Source organism: Promicromonospora sp. NPDC090134 (assembly GCF_044746965.1).
Lineage (GTDB): Bacteria > Actinomycetota > Actinomycetes > Actinomycetales > Cellulomonadaceae > Promicromonospora.
The window spans coordinates 21,378-40,511 of sequence record NZ_JBIVCZ010000003.1; the positions used below are offsets into that span (position 1 = coordinate 21,378).

General features: G+C 72.4%; 22 protein-coding genes. 10 read left to right on the forward strand and 12 right to left on the reverse strand.

What is annotated here, in order from left to right:
• Nucleotides 1-51 precede the first annotated feature (51 nt).
• From ACIPN7_RS09760 to ACIPN7_RS09775, 4 genes are all read right to left on the reverse strand, one after another.
• Nucleotides 52-1,026: a carbohydrate ABC transporter permease gene (locus ACIPN7_RS09760; RefSeq protein WP_400540477.1), complete on the reverse strand. Its 975-nt coding sequence runs from the start codon at nucleotides 1,024-1,026 to the stop codon at nucleotides 52-54.
• Entirely contained in the window at nucleotides 1,023-1,982 is a 960-nt protein-coding gene (locus ACIPN7_RS09765; RefSeq protein WP_400540480.1) for a carbohydrate ABC transporter permease, read from the reverse strand. The genes ACIPN7_RS09760 and ACIPN7_RS09765 overlap by 4 nt, the downstream gene beginning before the upstream one ends.
• A 55-nt stretch (nucleotides 1,983-2,037) precedes the next feature.
• Nucleotides 2,038-3,381, reverse strand: a complete 1,344-nt coding sequence (locus ACIPN7_RS09770) for an extracellular solute-binding protein (RefSeq protein ID WP_400540483.1) — start codon at nucleotides 3,379-3,381, stop codon at nucleotides 2,038-2,040.
• Nucleotides 3,382-3,463: 82 nt separating this feature from the next.
• A complete protein-coding gene (locus tag ACIPN7_RS09775; protein ID WP_400540486.1) occupies nucleotides 3,464-4,210 on the reverse strand; it encodes a FadR/GntR family transcriptional regulator in 747 nt (248 codons plus the stop codon).
• A 232-nt stretch (nucleotides 4,211-4,442) separates the two neighbouring features.
• Here ACIPN7_RS09775 and ACIPN7_RS09780 point away from each other — a divergent pair, with 232 nt between their 5' ends.
• Nucleotides 4,443-5,039 (forward strand): TetR/AcrR family transcriptional regulator, encoded by a 597-nt coding sequence (locus ACIPN7_RS09780; RefSeq protein WP_400540489.1) that lies wholly within the window; start codon nucleotides 4,443-4,445, stop codon nucleotides 5,037-5,039.
• A gap of 82 nt (nucleotides 5,040-5,121) precedes the next feature.
• On the opposite strand, the gene ACIPN7_RS09785 is transcribed toward ACIPN7_RS09780, so the two are convergent.
• Complete coding sequence (locus ACIPN7_RS09785) at nucleotides 5,122-5,520, reverse strand: ester cyclase (RefSeq protein WP_400540492.1); 399 nt, start codon at nucleotides 5,518-5,520, stop codon at nucleotides 5,122-5,124.
• A gap of 407 nt (nucleotides 5,521-5,927) precedes the next feature.
• Between ACIPN7_RS09785 and ACIPN7_RS09790 the strand changes: the two genes are divergently transcribed.
• Both ACIPN7_RS09790 and ACIPN7_RS09795 read left to right on the forward strand, forming a co-directional pair.
• A complete protein-coding gene (locus ACIPN7_RS09790; RefSeq protein ID WP_400540495.1) occupies nucleotides 5,928-6,539 on the forward strand; it encodes a hypothetical protein in 612 nt (203 codons plus the stop codon).
• 112 nt (nucleotides 6,540-6,651) lie between these two features.
• Complete coding sequence (locus tag ACIPN7_RS09795; RefSeq protein ID WP_400540498.1) at nucleotides 6,652-7,359, forward strand: VOC family protein; 708 nt, start codon at nucleotides 6,652-6,654, stop codon at nucleotides 7,357-7,359.
• A 116-nt stretch (nucleotides 7,360-7,475) separates the two neighbouring features.
• Here the strand turns inward: ACIPN7_RS09795 and ACIPN7_RS09800 are convergent, their stop codons facing one another.
• The 4 genes from ACIPN7_RS09800 to ACIPN7_RS09815 are packed head-to-tail and all read right to left on the reverse strand — an operon-like array spanning nucleotide 7,476 to nucleotide 10,501.
• Nucleotides 7,476-7,844, reverse strand: a complete 369-nt coding sequence (locus ACIPN7_RS09800) for a DUF2255 family protein (RefSeq protein ID WP_400540501.1) — start codon at nucleotides 7,842-7,844, stop codon at nucleotides 7,476-7,478.
• Nucleotides 7,841-8,575, reverse strand: a complete 735-nt coding sequence (locus ACIPN7_RS09805; protein WP_400540504.1) for a carboxymuconolactone decarboxylase family protein — start codon at nucleotides 8,573-8,575, stop codon at nucleotides 7,841-7,843. The genes ACIPN7_RS09800 and ACIPN7_RS09805 overlap by 4 nt, the downstream gene beginning before the upstream one ends.
• Nucleotides 8,572-9,603 (reverse strand): aldo/keto reductase, encoded by a 1,032-nt coding sequence (locus ACIPN7_RS09810; protein WP_400540507.1) that lies wholly within the window; start codon nucleotides 9,601-9,603, stop codon nucleotides 8,572-8,574. Before ACIPN7_RS09810 ends, ACIPN7_RS09805 begins: the two co-directional genes overlap by 4 nt.
• A 4-nt stretch (nucleotides 9,604-9,607) precedes the next feature.
• Nucleotides 9,608-10,501, reverse strand: coding sequence for an aldo/keto reductase (locus tag ACIPN7_RS09815; protein WP_400540510.1), 894 nt, complete (start codon nucleotides 10,499-10,501; stop codon nucleotides 9,608-9,610).
• A 102-nt stretch (nucleotides 10,502-10,603) separates the two neighbouring features.
• Between ACIPN7_RS09815 and ACIPN7_RS09820 the strand changes: the two genes are divergently transcribed.
• The 3 genes from ACIPN7_RS09820 to ACIPN7_RS09830 all read left to right on the forward strand — a co-directional run bounded on the left by ACIPN7_RS09820 (nucleotide 10,604) and on the right by ACIPN7_RS09830 (nucleotide 13,101).
• Entirely contained in the window at nucleotides 10,604-11,605 is a 1,002-nt protein-coding gene (locus ACIPN7_RS09820; RefSeq protein ID WP_400540513.1) for an FAD:protein FMN transferase, read from the forward strand.
• Nucleotides 11,605-12,033: a hypothetical protein gene (locus ACIPN7_RS09825; protein ID WP_400540516.1), complete on the forward strand. Its 429-nt coding sequence runs from the start codon at nucleotides 11,605-11,607 to the stop codon at nucleotides 12,031-12,033. The genes ACIPN7_RS09820 and ACIPN7_RS09825 overlap by 1 nt, the downstream gene beginning before the upstream one ends.
• A 234-nt stretch (nucleotides 12,034-12,267) precedes the next feature.
• Nucleotides 12,268-13,101: a hypothetical protein gene (locus ACIPN7_RS09830; RefSeq protein ID WP_400540519.1), complete on the forward strand. Its 834-nt coding sequence runs from the start codon at nucleotides 12,268-12,270 to the stop codon at nucleotides 13,099-13,101.
• Nucleotides 13,102-13,111: 10 nt separating this feature from the next.
• On the opposite strand, the gene ACIPN7_RS09835 is transcribed toward ACIPN7_RS09830, so the two are convergent.
• The gene (locus ACIPN7_RS09835; protein ID WP_400540521.1) at nucleotides 13,112-13,345 is read right to left on the reverse strand and encodes a hypothetical protein; all 234 of its coding nucleotides are present in this window, start codon (nucleotides 13,343-13,345) and stop codon (nucleotides 13,112-13,114) included.
• Nucleotides 13,346-13,427: 82 nt separating this feature from the next.
• On the opposite strand from ACIPN7_RS09835, the gene ACIPN7_RS09840 reads away from it, so the two are divergent.
• Complete coding sequence (locus tag ACIPN7_RS09840; protein WP_400540524.1) at nucleotides 13,428-14,183, forward strand: alpha/beta fold hydrolase; 756 nt, start codon at nucleotides 13,428-13,430, stop codon at nucleotides 14,181-14,183.
• On the opposite strand, the gene ACIPN7_RS09845 is transcribed toward ACIPN7_RS09840, so the two are convergent.
• Nucleotides 14,152-14,706: a DUF1990 family protein gene (locus ACIPN7_RS09845; protein WP_400540527.1), complete on the reverse strand. Its 555-nt coding sequence runs from the start codon at nucleotides 14,704-14,706 to the stop codon at nucleotides 14,152-14,154. The genes ACIPN7_RS09840 and ACIPN7_RS09845 overlap by 32 nt on opposite strands.
• 95 nt (nucleotides 14,707-14,801) lie before the next feature.
• On the opposite strand from ACIPN7_RS09845, the gene ACIPN7_RS09850 reads away from it, so the two are divergent.
• Together ACIPN7_RS09850 and ACIPN7_RS09855 are read left to right on the forward strand one after the other, a co-directional pair.
• Nucleotides 14,802-15,425, forward strand: a complete 624-nt coding sequence (locus ACIPN7_RS09850; protein ID WP_400540530.1) for a hypothetical protein — start codon at nucleotides 14,802-14,804, stop codon at nucleotides 15,423-15,425.
• Nucleotides 15,426-15,507: 82 nt separating this feature from the next.
• The gene (locus tag ACIPN7_RS09855; RefSeq protein ID WP_400540533.1) at nucleotides 15,508-16,395 is read left to right on the forward strand and encodes an alpha/beta fold hydrolase; all 888 of its coding nucleotides are present in this window, start codon (nucleotides 15,508-15,510) and stop codon (nucleotides 16,393-16,395) included.
• Here the strand turns inward: ACIPN7_RS09855 and ACIPN7_RS09860 are convergent.
• Nucleotides 16,379-17,653, reverse strand: a complete 1,275-nt coding sequence (locus ACIPN7_RS09860) for a hypothetical protein (protein ID WP_400540536.1) — start codon at nucleotides 17,651-17,653, stop codon at nucleotides 16,379-16,381. The genes ACIPN7_RS09855 and ACIPN7_RS09860 overlap by 17 nt on opposite strands.
• Before the next feature lie 116 nt (nucleotides 17,654-17,769).
• Between ACIPN7_RS09860 and ACIPN7_RS09865 the strand changes: the two genes are divergently transcribed.
• A complete protein-coding gene (locus tag ACIPN7_RS09865) occupies nucleotides 17,770-19,122 on the forward strand; it encodes an FAD/NAD(P)-binding protein (protein WP_400540539.1) in 1,353 nt (450 codons plus the stop codon).
• The last annotated feature ends 12 nt before the right edge of the window (nucleotides 19,123-19,134 follow it).

A 19,134-nucleotide genomic window follows, 5' to 3' on the forward strand; every position in this document is an offset into this window, starting at 1 on the left:
CGGACAGGGTTTCGGACGGCGCGCGGCCGACGACGGGGGCGTGCTCCGGGGTCACTCCTTCACGCTCCCCGCCGACAGGCCGGACTGCCAGTAGCGCTGCAGGTAGAGGAACGCCACGATGAGCGGCAGGACCGAGACGAGCGAACCCGTGATGACCGTGGAGAACTGGGCGGACGCGCCGCCGCCGGCCTCGCTCGCGGCCTGGAGCTGCGCCAGCCCGACCGTGAGCGGGAAGAGCTTCGGGTCGGTGAGCATGATCAGCGGCAGGAAGTAGTTGTTCCACGTCGCGACCAGCGCGAACAGCAGGACGGTGACGATGCCGGGCGCGAGGAGGCGCAGCACGATCTGCCAGAAGATCCGGAACTCGCCCGCGCCGTCGATCCGCGCCGCCTCGACGAGGCTGTCGGGCACCGCCTCCTCGGCGAAGATCCGCATGAGGTAGACGCCGAAGGGGCTGACCAGCGACGGCAGGATCACGGCCCAGACGGTGTTGGTCAGCCCCGCTCCCGCGAAGAGCAGGTACGTCGGGATGGCGAGGGCGGTGGTGGGGACCATGACGGCGCCGAGCACCACGGCGAACCACAGTCGCTTGCCGGGGAACTCGTACTTCGCGAACGCGTAGCCGGCGGCGGTGGAGAGCAGGGCCGCACCGACGCCGCTGACGACGGAGTAGAGCACCGTGTTCAGGATCCACTGGCCGAACACGCCGTCCTGCAGCGTGAACAGCGTGGCCAGGTTGTCGCCGAGGCGGAAGTCGTCGGCGAACCAGAACCCGAAGCTCGTGAAGAGCCCCGTGTTGTCCTTGGTCGACGCGACCACCAGCCAGACCAGCGGGAGCAGGAAGTACCCGCCGCACAGCCAGAGCAGGACGGTCAGCAGGGTGCTGCGCCGCTCCCCCGGCGGCAGGTTCCCGGAGCGGTTCCGGTGGGCCCGCCGGTTCGGGCCGGCGGGCGGGCCGACGGCGGGTGCGGCGCCGGCCGGGGTACCGGCCGCGGCCCGGGGGCCTTGCTGGGTGGCCGTGGTCATCGGTGCGCCGCCTTCCGCTCGCGGTGGGTGGTGGACAGCTGCACGACGTAGGAGACGATCATGATGACGACGCCGAGCAGGAACGCGATGGCCGCCGAGTAGTTCACGTCCTGGTCGACGAACGCGAGGTTGTAGGCGTAGAGGTTCGGCGAGAACGAGCGGCCGATGGCGTTGGGGGCGATCTCGTACAGGAGCTTCGGCTCGCTGAAGAGCTGGAAGCTGCCGATGATCGAGAAGATGACGGTCAGCAGGATCGCCGAGCGGATCGCCGGGATCTTGATGCTCCAGGCGATGCGGTACTGGCCCGCCCCGTCGATCCGGGCCGCCTCGTACAGCTCCTGCGGTATGGCCCGCAGGGCGGAGTACATGATCACCATGTTGTAGCCGATGTACTGCCAGGTGACGATGTTCATGATCGAGCCGAGGATGGTGCTGCTGGAGAGCAGGTCAGGCGCGTCCAGCCCGAGGGCTTCGAACGCCTGGGCGATGGGCCCGAAGTTGCGGCCGTAGAGGTAGCCCCACATGAGGGTGGTGACGACGCCCGGCACCGCGTAGGGGACGAAGATCGCCACGCGGGCGAACCGTCCGCCGCGTACCCGCCCGCTGTCGAGCGCGAGCGCGAACAGCAGCGCGAGCACCAGCATCACGGGCACCTGGATGACGAGGAACAGCGCCATCCGGCCGACGCCCTCGACGAACCGCGGGTCCGTGAGCGCGCGTGCGTAGTTCCCGAGGCCGACGAACGCGTTGCCGCCGACGAGCTGCTGCGTGAAGAGGCTGAGGTAGCCGGCGTACACGAGCGGCACGACGAGCATCGTGACGAACACCAGCAGGAAGGGCAGGAGGAACGCGTAGGCAGCGACGTGCTTGCGCCGGGTGGCGCTCAGGGTAGGCCGGGCGGCCGGACGCCGCGGGACCGGCCGCGACGTCGGGGGTGAGACCAGAGTCTGGGTCATGGGTGTGGCTCCGTTCGTCCGCCGGGTGCGCGGCTGGCGCGCACCCGGCATCGACTCACTGCTCGACGGTGAATCCCTGCTGCTTGGCGTAGGAGACGAGCTGTTCCTCCCACGCGTCCAGGCCGGCGTTCAGGTCGGTGCGCTCGGTGATCGCGGCGCCGAGCGTCTCCTTGAAGCTGGAGCTGGCGAAGTCGTTGAACGGGAGCCACTGCCAGTCCGACTCGACGGTCTCGGAGATGCCGACGAACGTGTCGTTCACGGTCTCGTCGCCGTAGAAGGGGAGCTTCTGGTCGCGGAACTCGGGCAGCTCCTGCGTCGCGACGAGCGACGGGAAGAGGAACTGCTCGGTGGCGAACATGTTGGTCGCCGCCTCGTCGTGGTTGAGGAACTTCACGAGCTCGGACGCGGCGATCGGGTTGTCGCTGCCCGCCATGACGGTGAGGGCGGACCCGCCCTGGTTACCGGAGGCGGGCGCGGACGCGTCCCACTGCGGCAGCTCGGTCGCGCGCCACTTCCCGCTGGTGTTCGCGGCGGTGCCCTGAAGGAACACGGGACCCCACGCGGCCGCCAGCCAGCTCGCGTACTCACCGCGGGACGTGCGCTGGTACCAGTTGTCGTCGAGCTGCGGCTCGGTGGCCACCAGGTCGTCCTGGATGAGCCCGTCCCAGAACTCGATAACCTGCTTGACCTCCGGGCTGTCGAAGTCGATGGTGACTGTCTTGTCGCCGTCGTACCCGAAGGGGCGGGCGCCCGCCTGCCAGAGCAGGGCGAGGATGGGCGAGAAGCTGTTGCCGGGCAGGTCGGTGATGTAGGCGCCCGTCCTCTCCTTGATCGCGCGGGCGGCCTCGGGGTACTCGTCCCAGGTGGCGGGCGGTTCGACCCCTGCCTTCTCGAACAGGTCGGCCCGGTACAGCTGCCCGGTGGGTCCGACGTCCTGGGGCAGGCCCCAGACCTGCTCACCGGTCGCGACCTGGCCCCAGGCACTCGGCGCGTAGTCCGCCGACAGGTCGCCGAAGCCGTAGGGGCCCAGGTCGAGGACGCTCTTCGTGATGGTGAACGACGGCAGGAACGAGTACTCGATCTGCGCGACGTCGGGGACGTCACCGGACGAGACCGACGTCCGCAGCTTCTGGTACTGCGCCGTCGCGCCGCCCTGGTTGGAGAGGTTGACCTTGATCTCCGGGTACTTCTTCTCGAACAGGGCTATCTCGTTCTCGATGTCCGGTACCCACGACCAGAACTCGAGGGTGGTCGGGGTGGACATCGCCTCGTCGACCTCGGCCTGGGTAGGACCCTCGGCGGTCGCGGCGCCGGTGGTGCCGCCGGCACAGCCTGCGAGGACGAGGGCGGTGGCCGCCAGCGCTGCCACGAGGGCAGGACGGCGTCGCATGTCGGGCATTCGTATTCCTTCCGCCGGGGCGGCTCCACATCGAGCCGCGAGCAGGCATACGTTAACACCCTCCTCGCCTTAAACGTATGCCTTACCAGCGGCTGGCGGATGAATCCTCACCGGTAGCCGACTCCTCGGCGCTCTGGACGAGCAGGTCACGCATCGCGCGGAACGACGCCTCGGGATCGCGGCGCTGGATCGCCGCGGCGGCCTCCGCGTGCAGGTGGAGCGCACCCGGCTGCGGGTGGTCGGGGCCCAGGCCGTGGGCCAGCCAGCCCGTGAGGATCTCGCTCACGAGGGACTCGAGCCGACCGAACATCAGGTTCTTCGACGCGGCCAGGATCAGGGAGTGGAAGCTGACGTCGAGCTCGAGGAACCGCTCCCGGTCCTCGTCCTCGCTCGCAGCCCACATCTGCCCCGCGATGGCGACGAGCTCGGCGATCTGCGCGGAGCTCGCTCGCTGGGCGGCGAGCCGCGCCGCCTCCGGCTCGACGGCGATCCGCAGCTCGACGAGCGAGGCGGTCTGCTCCGCCGCGTCGGGCGAGGCCATGCGCCAGCGGATGACCTGCGGGTCGAAGAGGTTCCACTCCTCCGGCGGGAGCACGACCACCCCGACCCGGCGGCGGGAGACGACGAGGCGCATGGACTCCAGGACGCGGATGGTCTCGCGGGCCACCGAGCGCGAGATCTCGTAGCGCTCCTCGATCTCCTGCAGCGTGAGCGTGCTGCCCGGGGCGAGGGTGCCGGCGCAGATCGCGGTCCCGAGCGCATCCAGGACGCGGCTGTGCAGCCCGCGCAGGGAGTGGGGGGAAGCGGGTCGTGCGCTCGGATCAGACATGGTCGGGAAACTACCATCGGCATACGTAATGGGCCGGTTGCTCCGCTGAGGTCAGACGTTAGCTCGCCTGCGCGCCAGGGTGAGGCATCCGGGTGCCGGCACGGCGCTCAGACGTACGCGGGTAGGCGCCCGGAGCCGTCTCCGCGGTACGGTGCGGAAATATCCTCCGCGAGACAACCGTTGCCGGGACGAGCGGAGTTCCCAGCTGATTCTGAGACGTGGGTGGTGCTGGATGGCAGGCAGGGGCAGACCCCGCGAGTTCGACCTGGACCAGGCGCTGGACGCCGCCATCAACGTCTTCTGGAGCCAGGGGTACGAGGGGACGACGCTCGACGACCTGACCAAGGCGATGGGCATCAGCCGTCCGAGCCTGTACGCCGCCTTCGGCGACAAGGAAGCGACGTTCAAGCGCGCCGTGGAGCGGTACTCGCAGGTCGACCAGAGCTACGTCGAGACGGCGCTGGCCCAGTCCACGGCGCTCGCCGTCGCCGCGGAGTATCTCCGCGGCCACCTCCGCGCCAGCACCAACCCCAACCGTCCACCCGGCTGCCTGACCGTCCAGGGCGGCGTCTCCGGCTCGCAGGCCGACCAACGCGTCGTGAAGTTCCTCGACGCCCATCGGGCCGCCGTCGAGGAACGGCTGGCCGCCCGCTTCAAGCAGGCGATCGCGGACGGCGACCTCCCGCCCGACGAGGACCCTGTGGACCTGGCAAGGTACCTGCTCACCGTCACCGGCGGCCAGGCCATCCAGGCAGGTGCCGGCGCGACCCGTGACCAGCTGTCGCGCGTGGCCGAGCGCGCCCTGGCCGCCTTCCGGCAGACGAGCTGAGCAAGCGCGGCCAGCCCTGGGCACACTCGCCGCGATCGACTGCGGGACGTGCGCGCGGACGCGGCGAGTGTGCCCTCGGGTGTCAGACGTCGAGCTGGTCGCGAACCGCCTGTGAGTCGATCAGGTAGTTCATCTCGTAGAAGCGACCGTCACGGACCTTGTGGAACGAGTACTCGGCGAACTCGAACGTCTTGCCCGTGGGGGCGACACCGAACCACTCCTTGGTGTGGGTGCCCTTGTTGTACAGGCGGGCCGCGACGCGGTCACCATCGATGGCGATGTCCTGGGGCCGCCACTCGAAGTCCGGCACGGAGTCACCGTGCGCCTTGAGCTCCGCGATGATGTCGGCGCGGGTGGCCGCCTTGCCGTTCTCGACGAGCTCGTCGTGGACGAACTCGGTCATACGGTCGAAGTCGTGGGCGTTGAGCGCCTCGATGTAGCGCTCGAAGACGTCCCGGATCTCGCTCTCAGACATGGACATGGTGTTTCCCTCTTCCCTTCCCGGGATTGCCGGGTGTTGTGCACTCGCGGTGGTGATGGGTCGCGACGCCCTCCACGGTCTTGCTGCGGTAGCCGCCGCTGTGGGTTGGGAACCCCGACCCACAGGATTCTATTCCGCGCGGTACAGAATTAGGCCGAGCCTCGACCTGGCACGGAGCGAGCCAGGCGCACGATGCCCGGTTCGGCGCTCGGATGCATGAGAACACCGATCGGCTCGGCGCAAGACAACCTGGGCTCGCAACAGGTAGCTAACATCGACCTCAGCTACCAGGAGCGGCAATGTCGAGACACAGTGCGCGACGGACGCAACGAGCCCCGGTGACGGCTGCCACGGCAGGGCTCGTCCTCGCAACGGCAGCGTGCGCAGGAAGTAGCGGTGGCGGCCCCGTGATCGCCGAAGGCTCCGACCGATATCCGAGCACCACGGCAGAGGACTGGGTCACCTACGCTGATCATGTCGTGATCGCAACCGCCGTCGACGACGAGGCCCTGCCACTCGATGAGGACGACTCCGCCAACGGTGAGGGCGCCGTGGACCGCATGGTGAACATGCAGGTCGATGACGTGGTATGGACGTCAGCAGACCCGCGCCACGAGGCACCCGCGACGTTCGAGTGGAGTGGGTGGGGATGGGCGCTCCAAGATGGCGAGCGCATCGAGATGGCGGGCGCGGATGAGCCGCGTGTCGAGGTCGACCACACCTACGTGATGGCGCTGGTGTACGAGCCTGAGTTCACCGACGGCGGGATCCAATATCCATCAAGTTGGCACAGCCTGGGTTCGGATTCCGTCATCCCCTATGACGGCACCGAGCTCGGCGTCGGGGAAGTCCAGGGCACAGTCCAGAGCGAACCGACGTCCCCCGACCCCGACGCGGTCGACTACTCCCTTGAGGACGAGATGACCGGCAAGGGCGTCGACGAACTGGTGACGGCGCTGAACAGTGCGACGCCGGGCGCCCGTGGAGACTTCGGACCGACCTGGCGAACGAACGACTGAATGCACACCCAGGGCTCCTGCGACATCGCAGCAGCGCACGGCGGACAGCGTGGCCAGGTGACGGCCGGCAGTCAGCGCGCGGGCGGCTGGTTCGGAGATAGTGTCTTCGTCCATGGACATGCTGACTGGCGCGCAGATCGCCGCGGCCAACCTGACCGACTGGCGCAAGCTGGCCCAGGGACTGCATGCCCGCTACCTGGTCGACACCTTCGGCGCCGGCGCACGGTTCGTCGTCGCGGTGGGCGAGGCGGGCGACATGCTCGGCCACCACCCGCGCGTGTCGATCGGCAACGGGTACGTCGATCTCAAGCTGGTCAGCGACGACGCCGTCTACCGCGACGACGAGGGCACCGAACATGTCGTCGAATGGGTGACCCAGCAGGACATCGACCTCGCGCGACGGATCACCCAGATCGCCGTTCACCACAAGATCGACGCCGAGCCGGCCTCGGTCAGTCACATCGAACTCGGGCTCGACACGACGCGCTCCGCGACCATCGCCCCGGTGTGGGCCGCCCTCCTGACCGGGAGCGCCGAGTCCCAGGGCCGCGGGTCCCCCAGCGACGAGATCCGGGATGCGACGGGGCGGGTACCGAACCTGTGGTTCGGGGACGCCGACGAGCACGAGACCCCGCTTCAGCGGTTCCACATCGAGGTCTATGTCCCGCCCGAGGTGGCCGAGGAACGCATCGCCGCCGCGCTCGCTGCGGGCGGGACGGTCGTCGACAACAGCAACGCGCCCATGCTCACCGTGATCGCCGACCAGGACGGCAACACAGGAGTCGTCTGCGTCGACGTGTCCGCTGCGAAGAAGGATTGAGCAGCTCCGGAGCCCGGCATGAGCCGCGGCGGGCGGCCGCTGTCCCGGGATCCTATCGCCGGGCCTGCGCACCCGCGTGAGGTCGAACGCCCGGGGTCGGGAGACCGGCCCGGGGGTCAGCGGCGGTCGACGCGCAGGGTGGTCGCCGTCGCGGCCGGGCTGGTGATCGATCGCACCGCCGACCCGTCGCCGTACTTGGCGTGGTAGGCGCGGTCGATCGCGGCGTCGTGGGCGTCGTCCGGGGTGAACGTCACCTCGGCGGACACACCGCCGGAGTCGATGGCGCCGGTGCCGGTGCGCTGCACGCCTCGGTACCAGGCGCCATCCTGACCCCGGACGGACCGGATGAACAGCGCGTCGTCGACGACGACGTGCCAGACGATCCGGGACGTGCGCAGGGTACCGTCCGGCCGGTGGGCGGCGACCCGCAGCTCCCCGTCCCCGTCGATGGCGGCGAGGTCCTCAGGTGTCCAGGTGGTGCTCATGGTTCCTCCGGTTGTCCGGTCGGCGGTGCGATCTCGTCGAGCGCGCGCAGCGCGTTGAGGGTGCGCGGGTAGCCCACGTACGGCAGGAGCCGGGTGAGCACCGCGAGCAGGCGCGCCCGGTCGTTGCCGACACGGAGGTTGGCCCGCACGTGCCCGCCGACCTGCGGATCGGCGCCGCCCAGCGCGACGAGGTACGCGAGCGTGAGCAGCTCGCGGATGGGCACGTCGATCCCGTCGCGCGTGTAGTGGTCGCCGAAGCAGTGGGCGGAGAGGTAGCGCTGGACGTGCTGCTCGTCCGCCGGCGCGTTCGCGTACATCGCGTCGACCGCGGCGTCGCCGACGATCCGCTTCTGGACCGCGAGCCCTTCGGCGGCGCGCGACGCGGGCGTCACGGTGGCCTGGTCCGGCAGCGGGAGCCCGACCCCGCGCGCGGTGAGCTCCTCGTTCGTGGCGTGCACGGCGTCGACCGCCCGCCCCACGCCCACGTAGGGCACCGCCTGGTACACGACCTCCTTCACCTCGACCGGCGTGACGCCGGCCGCGAGCGCGTCGGTGAGCGCCGCCCGGTACGCGGCTGCTCCGCCCGTCGCGACGAGCGCGGCGAGCACCACCAGGGCCGCGGTCCGGGGTTCGAGAGGGGCGTCGCGCGGCACGTCGTCGTCGGCGAAGCGGTCGAAGATCGCGACGAGCCCCGGGTCGGTCGACGCGAGGGTGGGGTCAAGGGCGCTCATCGGCGCTCCTGCTCGCGGCGCAGCTCGGCGGGCGTGAGCTCGTGGGCGCCGTAGCTGTTGTCGTCGGGGTTCATGGTCACGCCGGGGGCGACGAGCTCGTCGATCCGGTCCAGGACGTCGGGGGTCAGCGTGACGTCCGTCGCGGGCAGGTAGGACTCGAGCTGCTCCATGGTGCGCGGGCCGACGATCGCCGACGTGACGCCCGGGTGGTTGATCACGAACGCGATCGCGAGCTCGATCAGCGTCATCCCCGCCTCCTCGGCGAGCAGCGCGAGCTGCTCGACGACGTCGAGCTTGCGCTGGTTGGCGGGGCTGCTCATGTCGAACCGGGCACCCGGCCGCGCGCTCGACGTCGGGCTGGACGCCGATCCCTTGCGCCACCGGCCTGACAGCCAGCCGCCGCTCAGCGGGCTGTACGTGAGCGTGCCCATGCCGTGCCGCCGGACGGTGGGCAGCACATCCTCCTCGATGCCACGCACCAGGATCGAGTACGGCGGCTGCTCGCTCACGAACCGTTCGAGGTGCCGCTCCCGGGAGGCCCACTGGGCCTCGACGATCTGCGACCCGGCGTAGGACGACGAGCCGAGGTAGCGGATCTTGCCCTGCCGCACGAGGTCGGTCAGCGCGCCGAGCGTCTCGGTCACGTCGGTGTCCGGCGACGGCCGGTGCACCTGGTAGAGGTCGATGTGGTCGGTGCCGAGCCGCCGCAGCGAGCTCTCGACCTCACGCACGATCCACCGGCGGGAACCGCCGCGGTGGTTCGGGTCGTCGCCCATCGGCATGAAGAACTTGGTCGCGAGGAACACGTCGTCGCGGCGTCCGGCGATGGCCTCGCCGACGATCTCCTCGGAGACGCCCGCCGAGTAGACGTCGGCGGTGTCGACCACGTTGATGCCGGCGTCCAGGGCCCGGTGGATGATCCGGGTCGCGTCCTGCCGGTCGTCGTTGCCCCACGGACCGAACATCATGGCCCCGAGCGTGAGCGGGCTGACCTGGACGCCGGTGCGTCCCAGCGGGCGGTAGCGCATGGACTCAGGCCTCCGGGATCTCGCGGCCGAAGGTCTCCAGCGTGATGTCGGCCGGCTCCGGACCACCACGGCGGCCCGTGTCCAGGGCGTCGATCGCGGCCAGCTCCGTGCTTGTGAGCTCGAAGTCGAACACGTCGAAGTTCTCGGCGATGCGGTGCGGCGTGACCGACTTGGGGATGGCAGAACGGCCCTGCTGCAGGTGCCACCGGAGCATCACCTGCGCCGGCGTCTTCGCGTGGGCCTCGGCGATACCCACGATCGTGGCGTCCTCCAGGGTGCTGGTGTGGCCGGCGTCGCGGTAGAACGTGATGCCGCCGATCGGCGACCACGCCTGGGTGAGGATCCCCGCCGCGGCGTCCGCGGCGAGCACCTCGGGTTGCCGGAAGTAGGGGTGCACCTCCACCTGGTTCACCGCCGGCACCACCGTGGCGGTCTGCGCGAGCCGCTCCAGGTGGTCCGGCATGAAGTTGCTGACGCCGATCGCGCGCACCCGGCCGTCCGCCAGCAGCGTCTCCAGGGCCCGGTAGGCCTCGGTCGTCAGATCGAACCGGCTCGGCAGCGCCTGGTGCAGGATCAGCAGGTCGATCGTCTCGACGCCGAGCTTGCCCGCGCTCTTGTCGAACGCGTGCAGGGTCGCGTCGTACCCGTAGTCGCTGATCCAGACCTTCGTCTCGACGAAGATCTCGGACCGGTCGACGCCGGAGCGGCGGATCGCCTCGCCGACCTCACGCTCGTTGCCGTACGCGGCAGCCGTGTCGATATGCCGGTAGCCGGCGCCCAGTGCCGCCTCGACGGCGGCGACCGTCTCGGCCGGCGGGGTCTGGAAGACGCCGTACCCGAGGGCGGGCAGCGCCACGCCGTTGTTCAGGTTCAGGGTGGGGATGGTGCTCATCGTCATGTCCTTCACGCTAGGTACGGTCCGGCCGTCGTGGGAGGCCCTGCTGTTACCCCGAACACCCGTCACTGTCACGCCGGGCAGGTCTGCTGTCGACTGGGTCCCATGCAGACCAACACTCCCGCTGCCGACCGCCCGGCGCACGCCGGGGCCGCGGGCCGGAGTGCCCCGGCCGCCCGACGCGTCATGTCGTTCGACGCGATCGGCACCCGCTGGGTCGTCGACGCCGAGGACGTGCTCGCCCAGGACGTCCGGGAGCGCGTGCGCGCCGTGATCGACGACTTCGACCGGACCTGGTCCCGGTTCCGGCCCGACTCCCTCGTGACACACATCGCCCGCTCCGAGCACGGCGGCACGTTCGAGGTCCCGTCCGGGGACGTGCCCCTGCTCGACCTGTACGACCGGCTCGTCGAGGCCACGGACGGCGCGCTGGACCCGCTCGTCGGTGGCCGCCTCGAGCTGCTGGGCTACGACGCGCGGTACACGCTGCGCCCCGCCTCCGACCATGAGCTCGGTAGGCAGCACGCGGTCCGCCCGTCATGGTTCGACGACGTCGACCGGGCCGGGGCCACGCTCCGGACGCGTCGGCCGGTCGTGATCGACGTCGGCGCGGCGGGCAAGGGCTACCTGGTCGACCGCGTCGCCGACGTGCTCGCGGACGCCGGTCTGCGGCGCTTCACCGTCGACGCCGGCGGCGACCTCGTCCAGCACGGCCGGTCGGGGCTGCGGGTGGGCCTCGAGGACCCGGCCGATCCTCGGCGCGTGCTGGGTGTGGCGACGCTGGACCGGCGCGCGCTGTGCGCCTCGGCGACCAACCGTCGCGCCTGGGGCGAGGCCTTGCACCACCTCCTCGACGCCCGCACCGGACTGGCCGTCCGCGACGTCGTCGCGACCTGGGCGGTCGCCGACTCGGCCGCGGTGGCCGACGGCGTGGCGACCGCGCTGTTCCTCGTCGGCCCGGACCGGCTCACCGCCTTCGACGCACAGTTCGCACGCCTCCTCCCCGACCGCCGGGTCCAGCACTCCCCCGGCGCCGGCATCGAGCTCTTCACCAGCGCAGCACCCGCCGGAGACCCGAACACCCGCACCACGAAGGAGACCGTCTGATGCGACGGACCACAGCGACCGCCCTGACGGCGGCCGGACTCACGCTCACCGCGCTAACCAGCGCGTGCACGACCACCGACCCGGAACCGGCGCAGTCCTCCACCACCCGGCAGACGCCGGGCGACGAGCCGGCCGCGTACCGCGACGGGCAGTACGAGGCGACCGGCTGGTACGGCGGGCTGCCCTCGAGCATCACCGTGGACCTCAGCCTGCGTGACGGCGTCATCACCGACGTCGAGGTCACCCCGCACGCGGAGGACGAGACGTCCCTGGATCTCCAGGAGCGGTTCGCCGAGGCCGTGCCGGACGTCGTCGTCGGACGGAGCATCGACGAGGTCGAGCTCGACAGGCTCGCCGGGTCCAGCGGCACGACACAGGGGTTCAACGACGCGATCGACCAGATCCGGGAGGAAGCCGCAGCCGGCTGAGCCCGGAGTTCCACGGCTCGAACGATCAGCGATGCCCCGACGGGCACGTACGCGAGGAAGCAGCATGACCACCACCACCGGCCGCACGGCGGTGATCACCGGAGCCTCGTCCGGGTCCCCAAGGGGTCAATCCTGTCCACCATGGTCCAAACGCCCGGGAGCATCCGTGCAGCAACAACGCCACTCCCGCCGATGTAGTCGACCTAGATCGGGCAGAGCAGTACGTTTTGCCCCATGAGCAGTGACAGCGACGCGCCTCGGACCGAGGGCGGCGAGAAGACTGAGCGGATGGACCGCCTCCGGGCTCTGCTGAACAAGCCCATCAAGATCCCGGAGTCGGCGTCGGCCGACACCGAGGACGCCGACTACGCCGCAGCCGTGGCAGCCGCCGCGACACCCCAGGGGGCCAGGACTCCGATGTCAGCCGAGGGAAAGACCCCCAAGGGCGCCAAGGCTCCCGTCGAGACGCCGCCCGCGGTCAAGGCCGCCGCCGAGGCGCTGGACCGCCTGACCGAGGAGGAGAAGGAGGCCGTCGTCGAGGGCTCCGGGCCCGGCAAGAGCCGGTCGCGGCGCACCTGGGCCGACGCCTACCTGGCCAAGCCGGACAAGCCCCTGACCCCGGAGGAGGTCCGCGCCGAGCTGACCGTCGCGCTCAAGGAGCAGGGCGCCGACCTGCGGGAGCTCGTCGCGAAGCGGGGCGACACCCAGGAGAAGTCGCTGAAGGAGGCGCTGGAGACAGGTCTCGAACAGGGCCTCGCGGCGGCGCGGGAGAAGACCGTGGCCGAGCTGGCCACCCGGTTCGACGGCCGGCTCGACGAGCAGGCGGCCTCGGCCCAGCGGGCCGCGGCCAAGGCCCGTGCGGAGGCGGAGCGGCTGCAGGGCGAGCTCGACGCGCTCACCACGACCGCCGGCACGCTGCGCGGCGACCTCGACGCGGCGCGCACGGCCACCGATGCGGCGCGCGAGACCGCGGAGGCCGCCACGAGGAAGGCGGCCACCGCGACCACGTTCGCGTGGGTCGGCATCGCACTCGCGGTCGTCGCCGCCGTGGTCGGGGTCGTGGTGTAGCCGCCGCGGGCTAGCGCGGGTCGAGGCGCGGGTCGTCGAGGTCGGTGCCGGCGCGCAGCACGAAGCGCCGGTGCGGCTGCCCGCCCTGCTGTCGCTCGCCGTGGTGGCGACCGCCGTAGTACGTCGGGGCCTCGCGGACCGGTGCGTAGGTGACCCGGGGGCCGGTGAACAGCCCGTCCAGCAGGGCCGCGAACGCCACGTCGACGGGACCGCCGAGCGCCTGACCTTCCATGGATTCGTACATGTGTTCGAGTATATCCGCCGCCTGGACGGGAGTCCACCGAATGCGTTGGCCCGTGCCGCGCCGCCGCCGTTACGGTCGGCGGATGATCCTCAGCCACGACACCACGGGTTCCGGCCCCGCCGTCCTGCTCCTGCACGCCGGCGTCGCCGACTCCCGGATGTGGGACCCGCAGCGTGCTCCCCTGGCCCGGCACCACCGCGTGATCCGCTGCGACCTGCGCGGCTACGGCGACACCCCGCTGACCAGCGCACGCTTCGACAACGCGGGCGACGTCAAGGCGCTGCTCGACTCGCTGGGCGAGCGGCCCGTGGCGATCGTCGCGGCGTCCGCGGGCGGCAAGGTCGCCCTCCAGGTGGCGTCCGAGTGGCCGGACCTCGTGTCGCACCTGATGCTCATCAACTCCGCCTTCGCGCTGCCGCCCACGCGTTCCGTGCAGCGCTTCGCCCGCCGCGAGGACGCGCTGCTGGAGGCGGGTGACGTCGACGGCGCCACCGAGCTCAACGTCGCCACCTGGCTCGGGCCCGACGCGGACGACGACGCCCGCGAGCTGGTGCGCACCATGCAGCGCCGCGCCTTCGACGTGCAGCTCGCCGCCGGCGACGACGTCAACCAGGAGGCCGGACCCGCGATCGACCTGGCGGCGATCACTGCCCGCACCCTCGTGGTCTCCGGCGGCCAGGATCTCGACCACTTCCGCGCCATCGCGAACCACCTCGCCGGGCACATCCCCGGCGCCCGGCACACCCAGCTCGGCTGGGCCGGCCACCTGCCGAACCTGGAGCGCCCCGACGAGACCACGGCGCTGATCACGCAGTTCCTGGACGACCCCCGCGGCTGAGCTCCCGGGCGGCGCCCAGGTAGCCGCGCGTCACGCGGTCCTGCACCCGGCGCGCCGCCGGCGGCACGATCCGGCTGCCCCAGAAGTCGTGCCGGGCCACGGCGTGGATCTCGAAGACGAGACCCGCCCCGTCGCGCAGCACGCGGAAGGACTCCACCCCCGTCTCCGGGTGGTGCGGCAGCGTCGCGTAGGTGAACCCGGCCTCGTCGGGTTCACGGACGACGTCGACCACCCGGCACGGGGCCGTGAACCACAGCGGCCCGACCCGCACGGCCTGTACCACGGTCACGCCCAGGTCGGCCGGCCCGGTCGGGGCGATCGTCAGCCCGGCGCCGCGGTGCACGGCCCAGCCGAACAGCGCGTCGGCGGTGTCCGTCAGGGACGCGCCCGGGTCCAGCGCCACCCGCTCGCGCAGCACGCGGCTGCGCGGCGGCGGGGCCGCCAGCCAGCCGACGTCGGCCACCGGGTCGGCGTGCACGGAACGTTCCAGGACGCGGGCGAGGTCGGGCCGGGTGAGCTGCACCCCGGCACCGTACCCGCCGGCGAGGCCGGACCTCACCCGCCCACCCACCAACCGGCCATATGTCACAGATCGACCTCCGTGTATGTTCCTCACCCATGGCGAGCGACCACGACCCCAGCACCCTCGACGCCCCGATCCCGGCCGGCGGTGTGCCCCGCCACGCCTCCGCGAAGGAGCGCCGCGGCCTGAAGCCCTTCCTCTCCGACCTCAGGGCCGAGGTGCAGAACCAGCTCTCCCGCACCGAGATCCCGGGCCGGGTGCCGCAGGCGGCGTCAGCCACGGCCCCGCACGTCACGGCCGCGCAGGTCACGGCCCAGCAGGCGGCGACGCCGGGGTCCGCACCCGAGCCGGCAACGGGGGCCGCCCACGAGCCGTTCCCGCAGTCCGACGACGCGACGGCGCTCGCGTCCGCCGCGCTCGCGACGGCCGACCACGCGGGGGCCGAGGCCGCCGCGGCCCGCGACGAGGCCGCCGACGCGCGGGCCGACGCGGCGGCGGCGCGTGCCGAGGCGGCGACCGCGCAGGCCACGGCGGCCCGGGCCGATGCCCAGCTCGCGGCCCTCCGCGCGGAGATCGAGGCGGCCCACCGGGAGTTCGAGACCCTGCGGGCCCAGCTCGACGACGACCGGGCGCGCACCCGGCGGCAGGTGCTGATCGCCTGGTGCGGCGCGGGGGTGGCGGCGATGCTCGCCGTGGTCGCGCTGGCCCTCGGGCTCTGACTCAGCTCCGCTACGGCCGCCCGACAAACAAGCTCGACGAACCGGACCGATGAGTTTTTCACCTCCCGGTCGTCAGAACCTCATGACGGAGACCCTTGTCGACGTACCGGGCGCCCTGCTGTGCGCCGAGACCTTCGGCGACCCGGCCGACCCGGCCATCCTCCTGATCGGCGGTATCGGGGGGCCCATGGACTGGTGGCAGGAGGACTTCTGCCAGGCCCTGGCCGACGGCGGCCCGCCGGGCAGCACGACGACCGGCGGCCCGCCGGGCCGGTACGTCATCCGCTACGACCACCGCGACACCGGACGCTCCCGGACCGACCCGCCCGGGGCGCCGTCGTACACCGGGGACGACCTCGCGCTGGACCCGGTGCGCCTGCTGGACGCGCTCGGGATCGGCCGCGCGCACCTGGCCGGGGTGTCGATGGGCGGGGGGATCGCGCAGCAGACGGCGATCGAGCACCGGCGCCGGGTCGCGTCGCTCACGCTGATGTCGACCAGCCCGGTGACGCACGACCCGGACGGGCCGACCCTGCCCGGCCCCACGCCGGAGGCGGCGGCCCAGTTCCACTCGCCGCCGCCGGACCCCGACTGGAGCGACCCGGACGACGTCGTCCGCTCGATCGTCGCGGCGGAGCGAGCGTTCGCCGGGCCCGGCTACGACGAGGCGGCGGCGCTGGCCACCGCCCGCCAGATCGTGCGGCGGTCGATCGACCCGGCGGCCGCGGCCAACCACTTCCTGGTCGAGAGCCGGCCGGTGCGCGGCACGCTCGCCGACATCGCCGTGCCCACCCTCGTGCTGCACGGCGACGCCGACCCGCTGTTCCCGCCCGAGCACGGCGCGGCGCTGGCCGCCGCGATCACGGGCGCCCGGCTCGTGCTGCTGCCCGGAGTGGGGCACCAGTACCCGCCGCGGTCCGCCTGGGACGTGGTCGTGCCGGAGATGCTCGCGATCAGCGCGCCGGCCTGACCGGCCGCGGGGGCCTGGGCACCTCGAACCGCACGGGCAGCTCCCGCGGCGCCGACGAGAACAGCGTCCCGGCCGAGCGCAGCGCCTCCGGCGGCACGGTCAGCGCGACCCCGCCGAGACGACGCAGCGCGGCCTCGACCGTGATCTGCGCGATCAGCGTCGCGGGACGGCGCGCGGGGCAGGCGTGCGGGCCCGCGCCCCACGTGAGGTACGACAGATTGCCCGACTCCAGCCAGATGTCGTCGCCGGTCCCCCGGGACTCGGCGCTCGCGCCCAGGATGCCCGGCACCACCGCGTCGCCCGCCGCGATCGCGCGGTCGCCGAGCGTGGTGTCGGCCAGGGCGAAGCGCGGCGCCGCGTTCGGGGCCGGCGGCGTGGAGCCGAGCACGGCCTCCAGCGTGTCCGGCGCGGACAGCCGGCCGCCCGAGCGCCCGTCGAACCGCGGGTCGGTGAGCCGCAGGCGCAGCGCCTGCGTGATCCACCCGACCTCGAACTCGCTGCCCAGGATCAGCGTGGCGGACACCGCGCTCTGCGCGTCCAGGTCGGTGGGCGCGCTCGGGTGCCGCAGGATCGCCGAGGTCAGGTCGTCCGACGGCGCCGCGCGGCGGTCCGCGATCAGGTCGGAGATCAGCGCGCGCTGCGCGTTGAGCGCCTCGGCACCGGCCGCGCCCTTGGCCTGGAAGACCTTGCGCGAGTGCCCGAGCATCGCGCGGGCCTGCTCCGGGTCGAGGCCGAACATCGTGGACATCACCAGCAGGGGGACGGCCCGCGCGTAGTCGGCGACGAGGTCGGCCTCGCCGGAGGCCAGCACGCGGTCCAGCGCGAGGCCGCACCAGTACTCGACCGTCGCCGCGAGGCGGTGCTCGTCCACGCTCTCGAACGCGTCGTCGACCAGCCGGCGCAGGTGCCGGTGGCGCGCGCCGTCCACGTAGTAGATGCCGTCGCGCGGGGCCAGGACGCCGCCGACGCCGCTGCCCGGGCCGACGGTGCCGTCCGCGAACAGGCCCCAGTTGCGCGCGTCGCGCGAGTACAGGCCCTCGTTGCGCAGCACCGTGACCAGCTCCCGGTGCCCCAGCACGAGCCAGGCCGGCACGCCCGGCTCCAGGAGGACGGGCGCCACGTTCCCCCACCGGGCGCGCAGCCGCTCGTACACCGCGGCGGGGTCGGGGCCGCTCGTGGTCTCGCTCAGCGGCGTGAGGTCGGCCAGGCCGGCCAGGTCGGCCAGGCGCTCCGACTGGGTGGTCGTCGTGACTGTCATGGCTCCCCAGTGTCTGGGCGCGACGGAGGCGCGCTCCATGTCTTTTAGGCGGAATGTACCTCATGTCCCATGCGCCGTAATACATCGACCCTGGTCGCAACCGTTATCCTCGGGCCATGCAGCGGACCATCGCCGTCGTCGGCGGCGGGGCCGCCGGCGTCATCCTCTCGGCCCACCTCGTGCGTGCGGCCGCGTCACACGGGCCGCACCGGCAGGTGCGGGTCCTGCTGATCGACCCCGCGGAGACACCCGGCCGCGGCCTCCCCTACCGGACCACCGACCCCCGGCACACGCTCAACGCCGTGGTCGCGCGGCTCAGCGCCTTCGACGACGACCCGGAGCACCTGCTGCGCTGGTGCACGTCGGCCGGCGTGCCCGCCGAGCCGGGCACGTTCCTGCAGCGCGCCGACTTCGGCCGCTACCTCACCGAGCTGCTCGGCTCGGTGCCCATGCCGGCCGGCACCGCCGTCGAGCACCTGCGCGGCACGGTGGTGGACGTCGTGGACGGGCCCGAGCCGGGCGTCACGCTCACCCTGGCGGACGGCGGCACCCTGCGCGCCGACGCCGCGGTGCTCGCGCTCGGCACCCCGCCGCCCGTGCGGCTGCCCGAGTACGAGGCGTGGGGCGACCGGTACGTTGCCGACCCCTGGTCGCCCGACCTCGACGACCGGGCCGCGGGCGCCCGCCGGGTGCTGGTCGTGGGCACCGGCCTGACCACGCTCGACGTCGTGGCGCACCTGCACCCGCTGCTGCCCGGTGCGACGTTCACCGCCGTCTCCCGGGGCGGCGCCCTGCCCGCGGCGCACGCCGCGGACCCGCTGCCGCCGGCCGTGGAGGTCGACCTGGACGGCACCCTCTCCCCGGCCGGGACGCTCGACGCCGCCGTCGACGTGGTGCGGCGGCGCGCCGCCGCGGAGCGCGCGGCGGGCCGGGACTGGCGCGCGGTGATCGACGCCGTCCGCCCGCAGGTCAACCCCGCCTGGTCCCGGCTGACCGCCGACGAGCAGGCGGCGTTCCAGCGCGAGCACGCGCGCTCGTGGGAGAACGTGCGGCACCGCATGTCGCACGCGATGCGCACCCACGTGGACCGGCTGCTCGCGGACGGCGTGCTCACCGTGTCCACGGTCGAGGCAGGGCTGGGTGGCCCGGGCGCCCCGGGCCGGGACACGTCCGCGTTCGACCTCGTGGTGGGCGCCACAGGGCTGCCGGCCCTCACCTCGCCCGGCTGGAACCCCCTGGTGGACGCCCTGGTCGCGCGCGGCGTGATGCGCCCCCACCGGCTCGGCACGGGCCTCGACCTGACGACGGACGCCGCGCTGGTCGACGCCGCCGGCGTCGGCCACCCGCGGCTGCGCGCCATGGGGCTGGCCCGGCGCGGGCTGGAGTGGGAGTGCACGTCGGTGCCGGACCTGCGGCGGCAGGCCGCCGGGCTGGCCCAGGACCTGCTGGCGGAGGACCTGCCGGGCTAGAACTGGTCATCG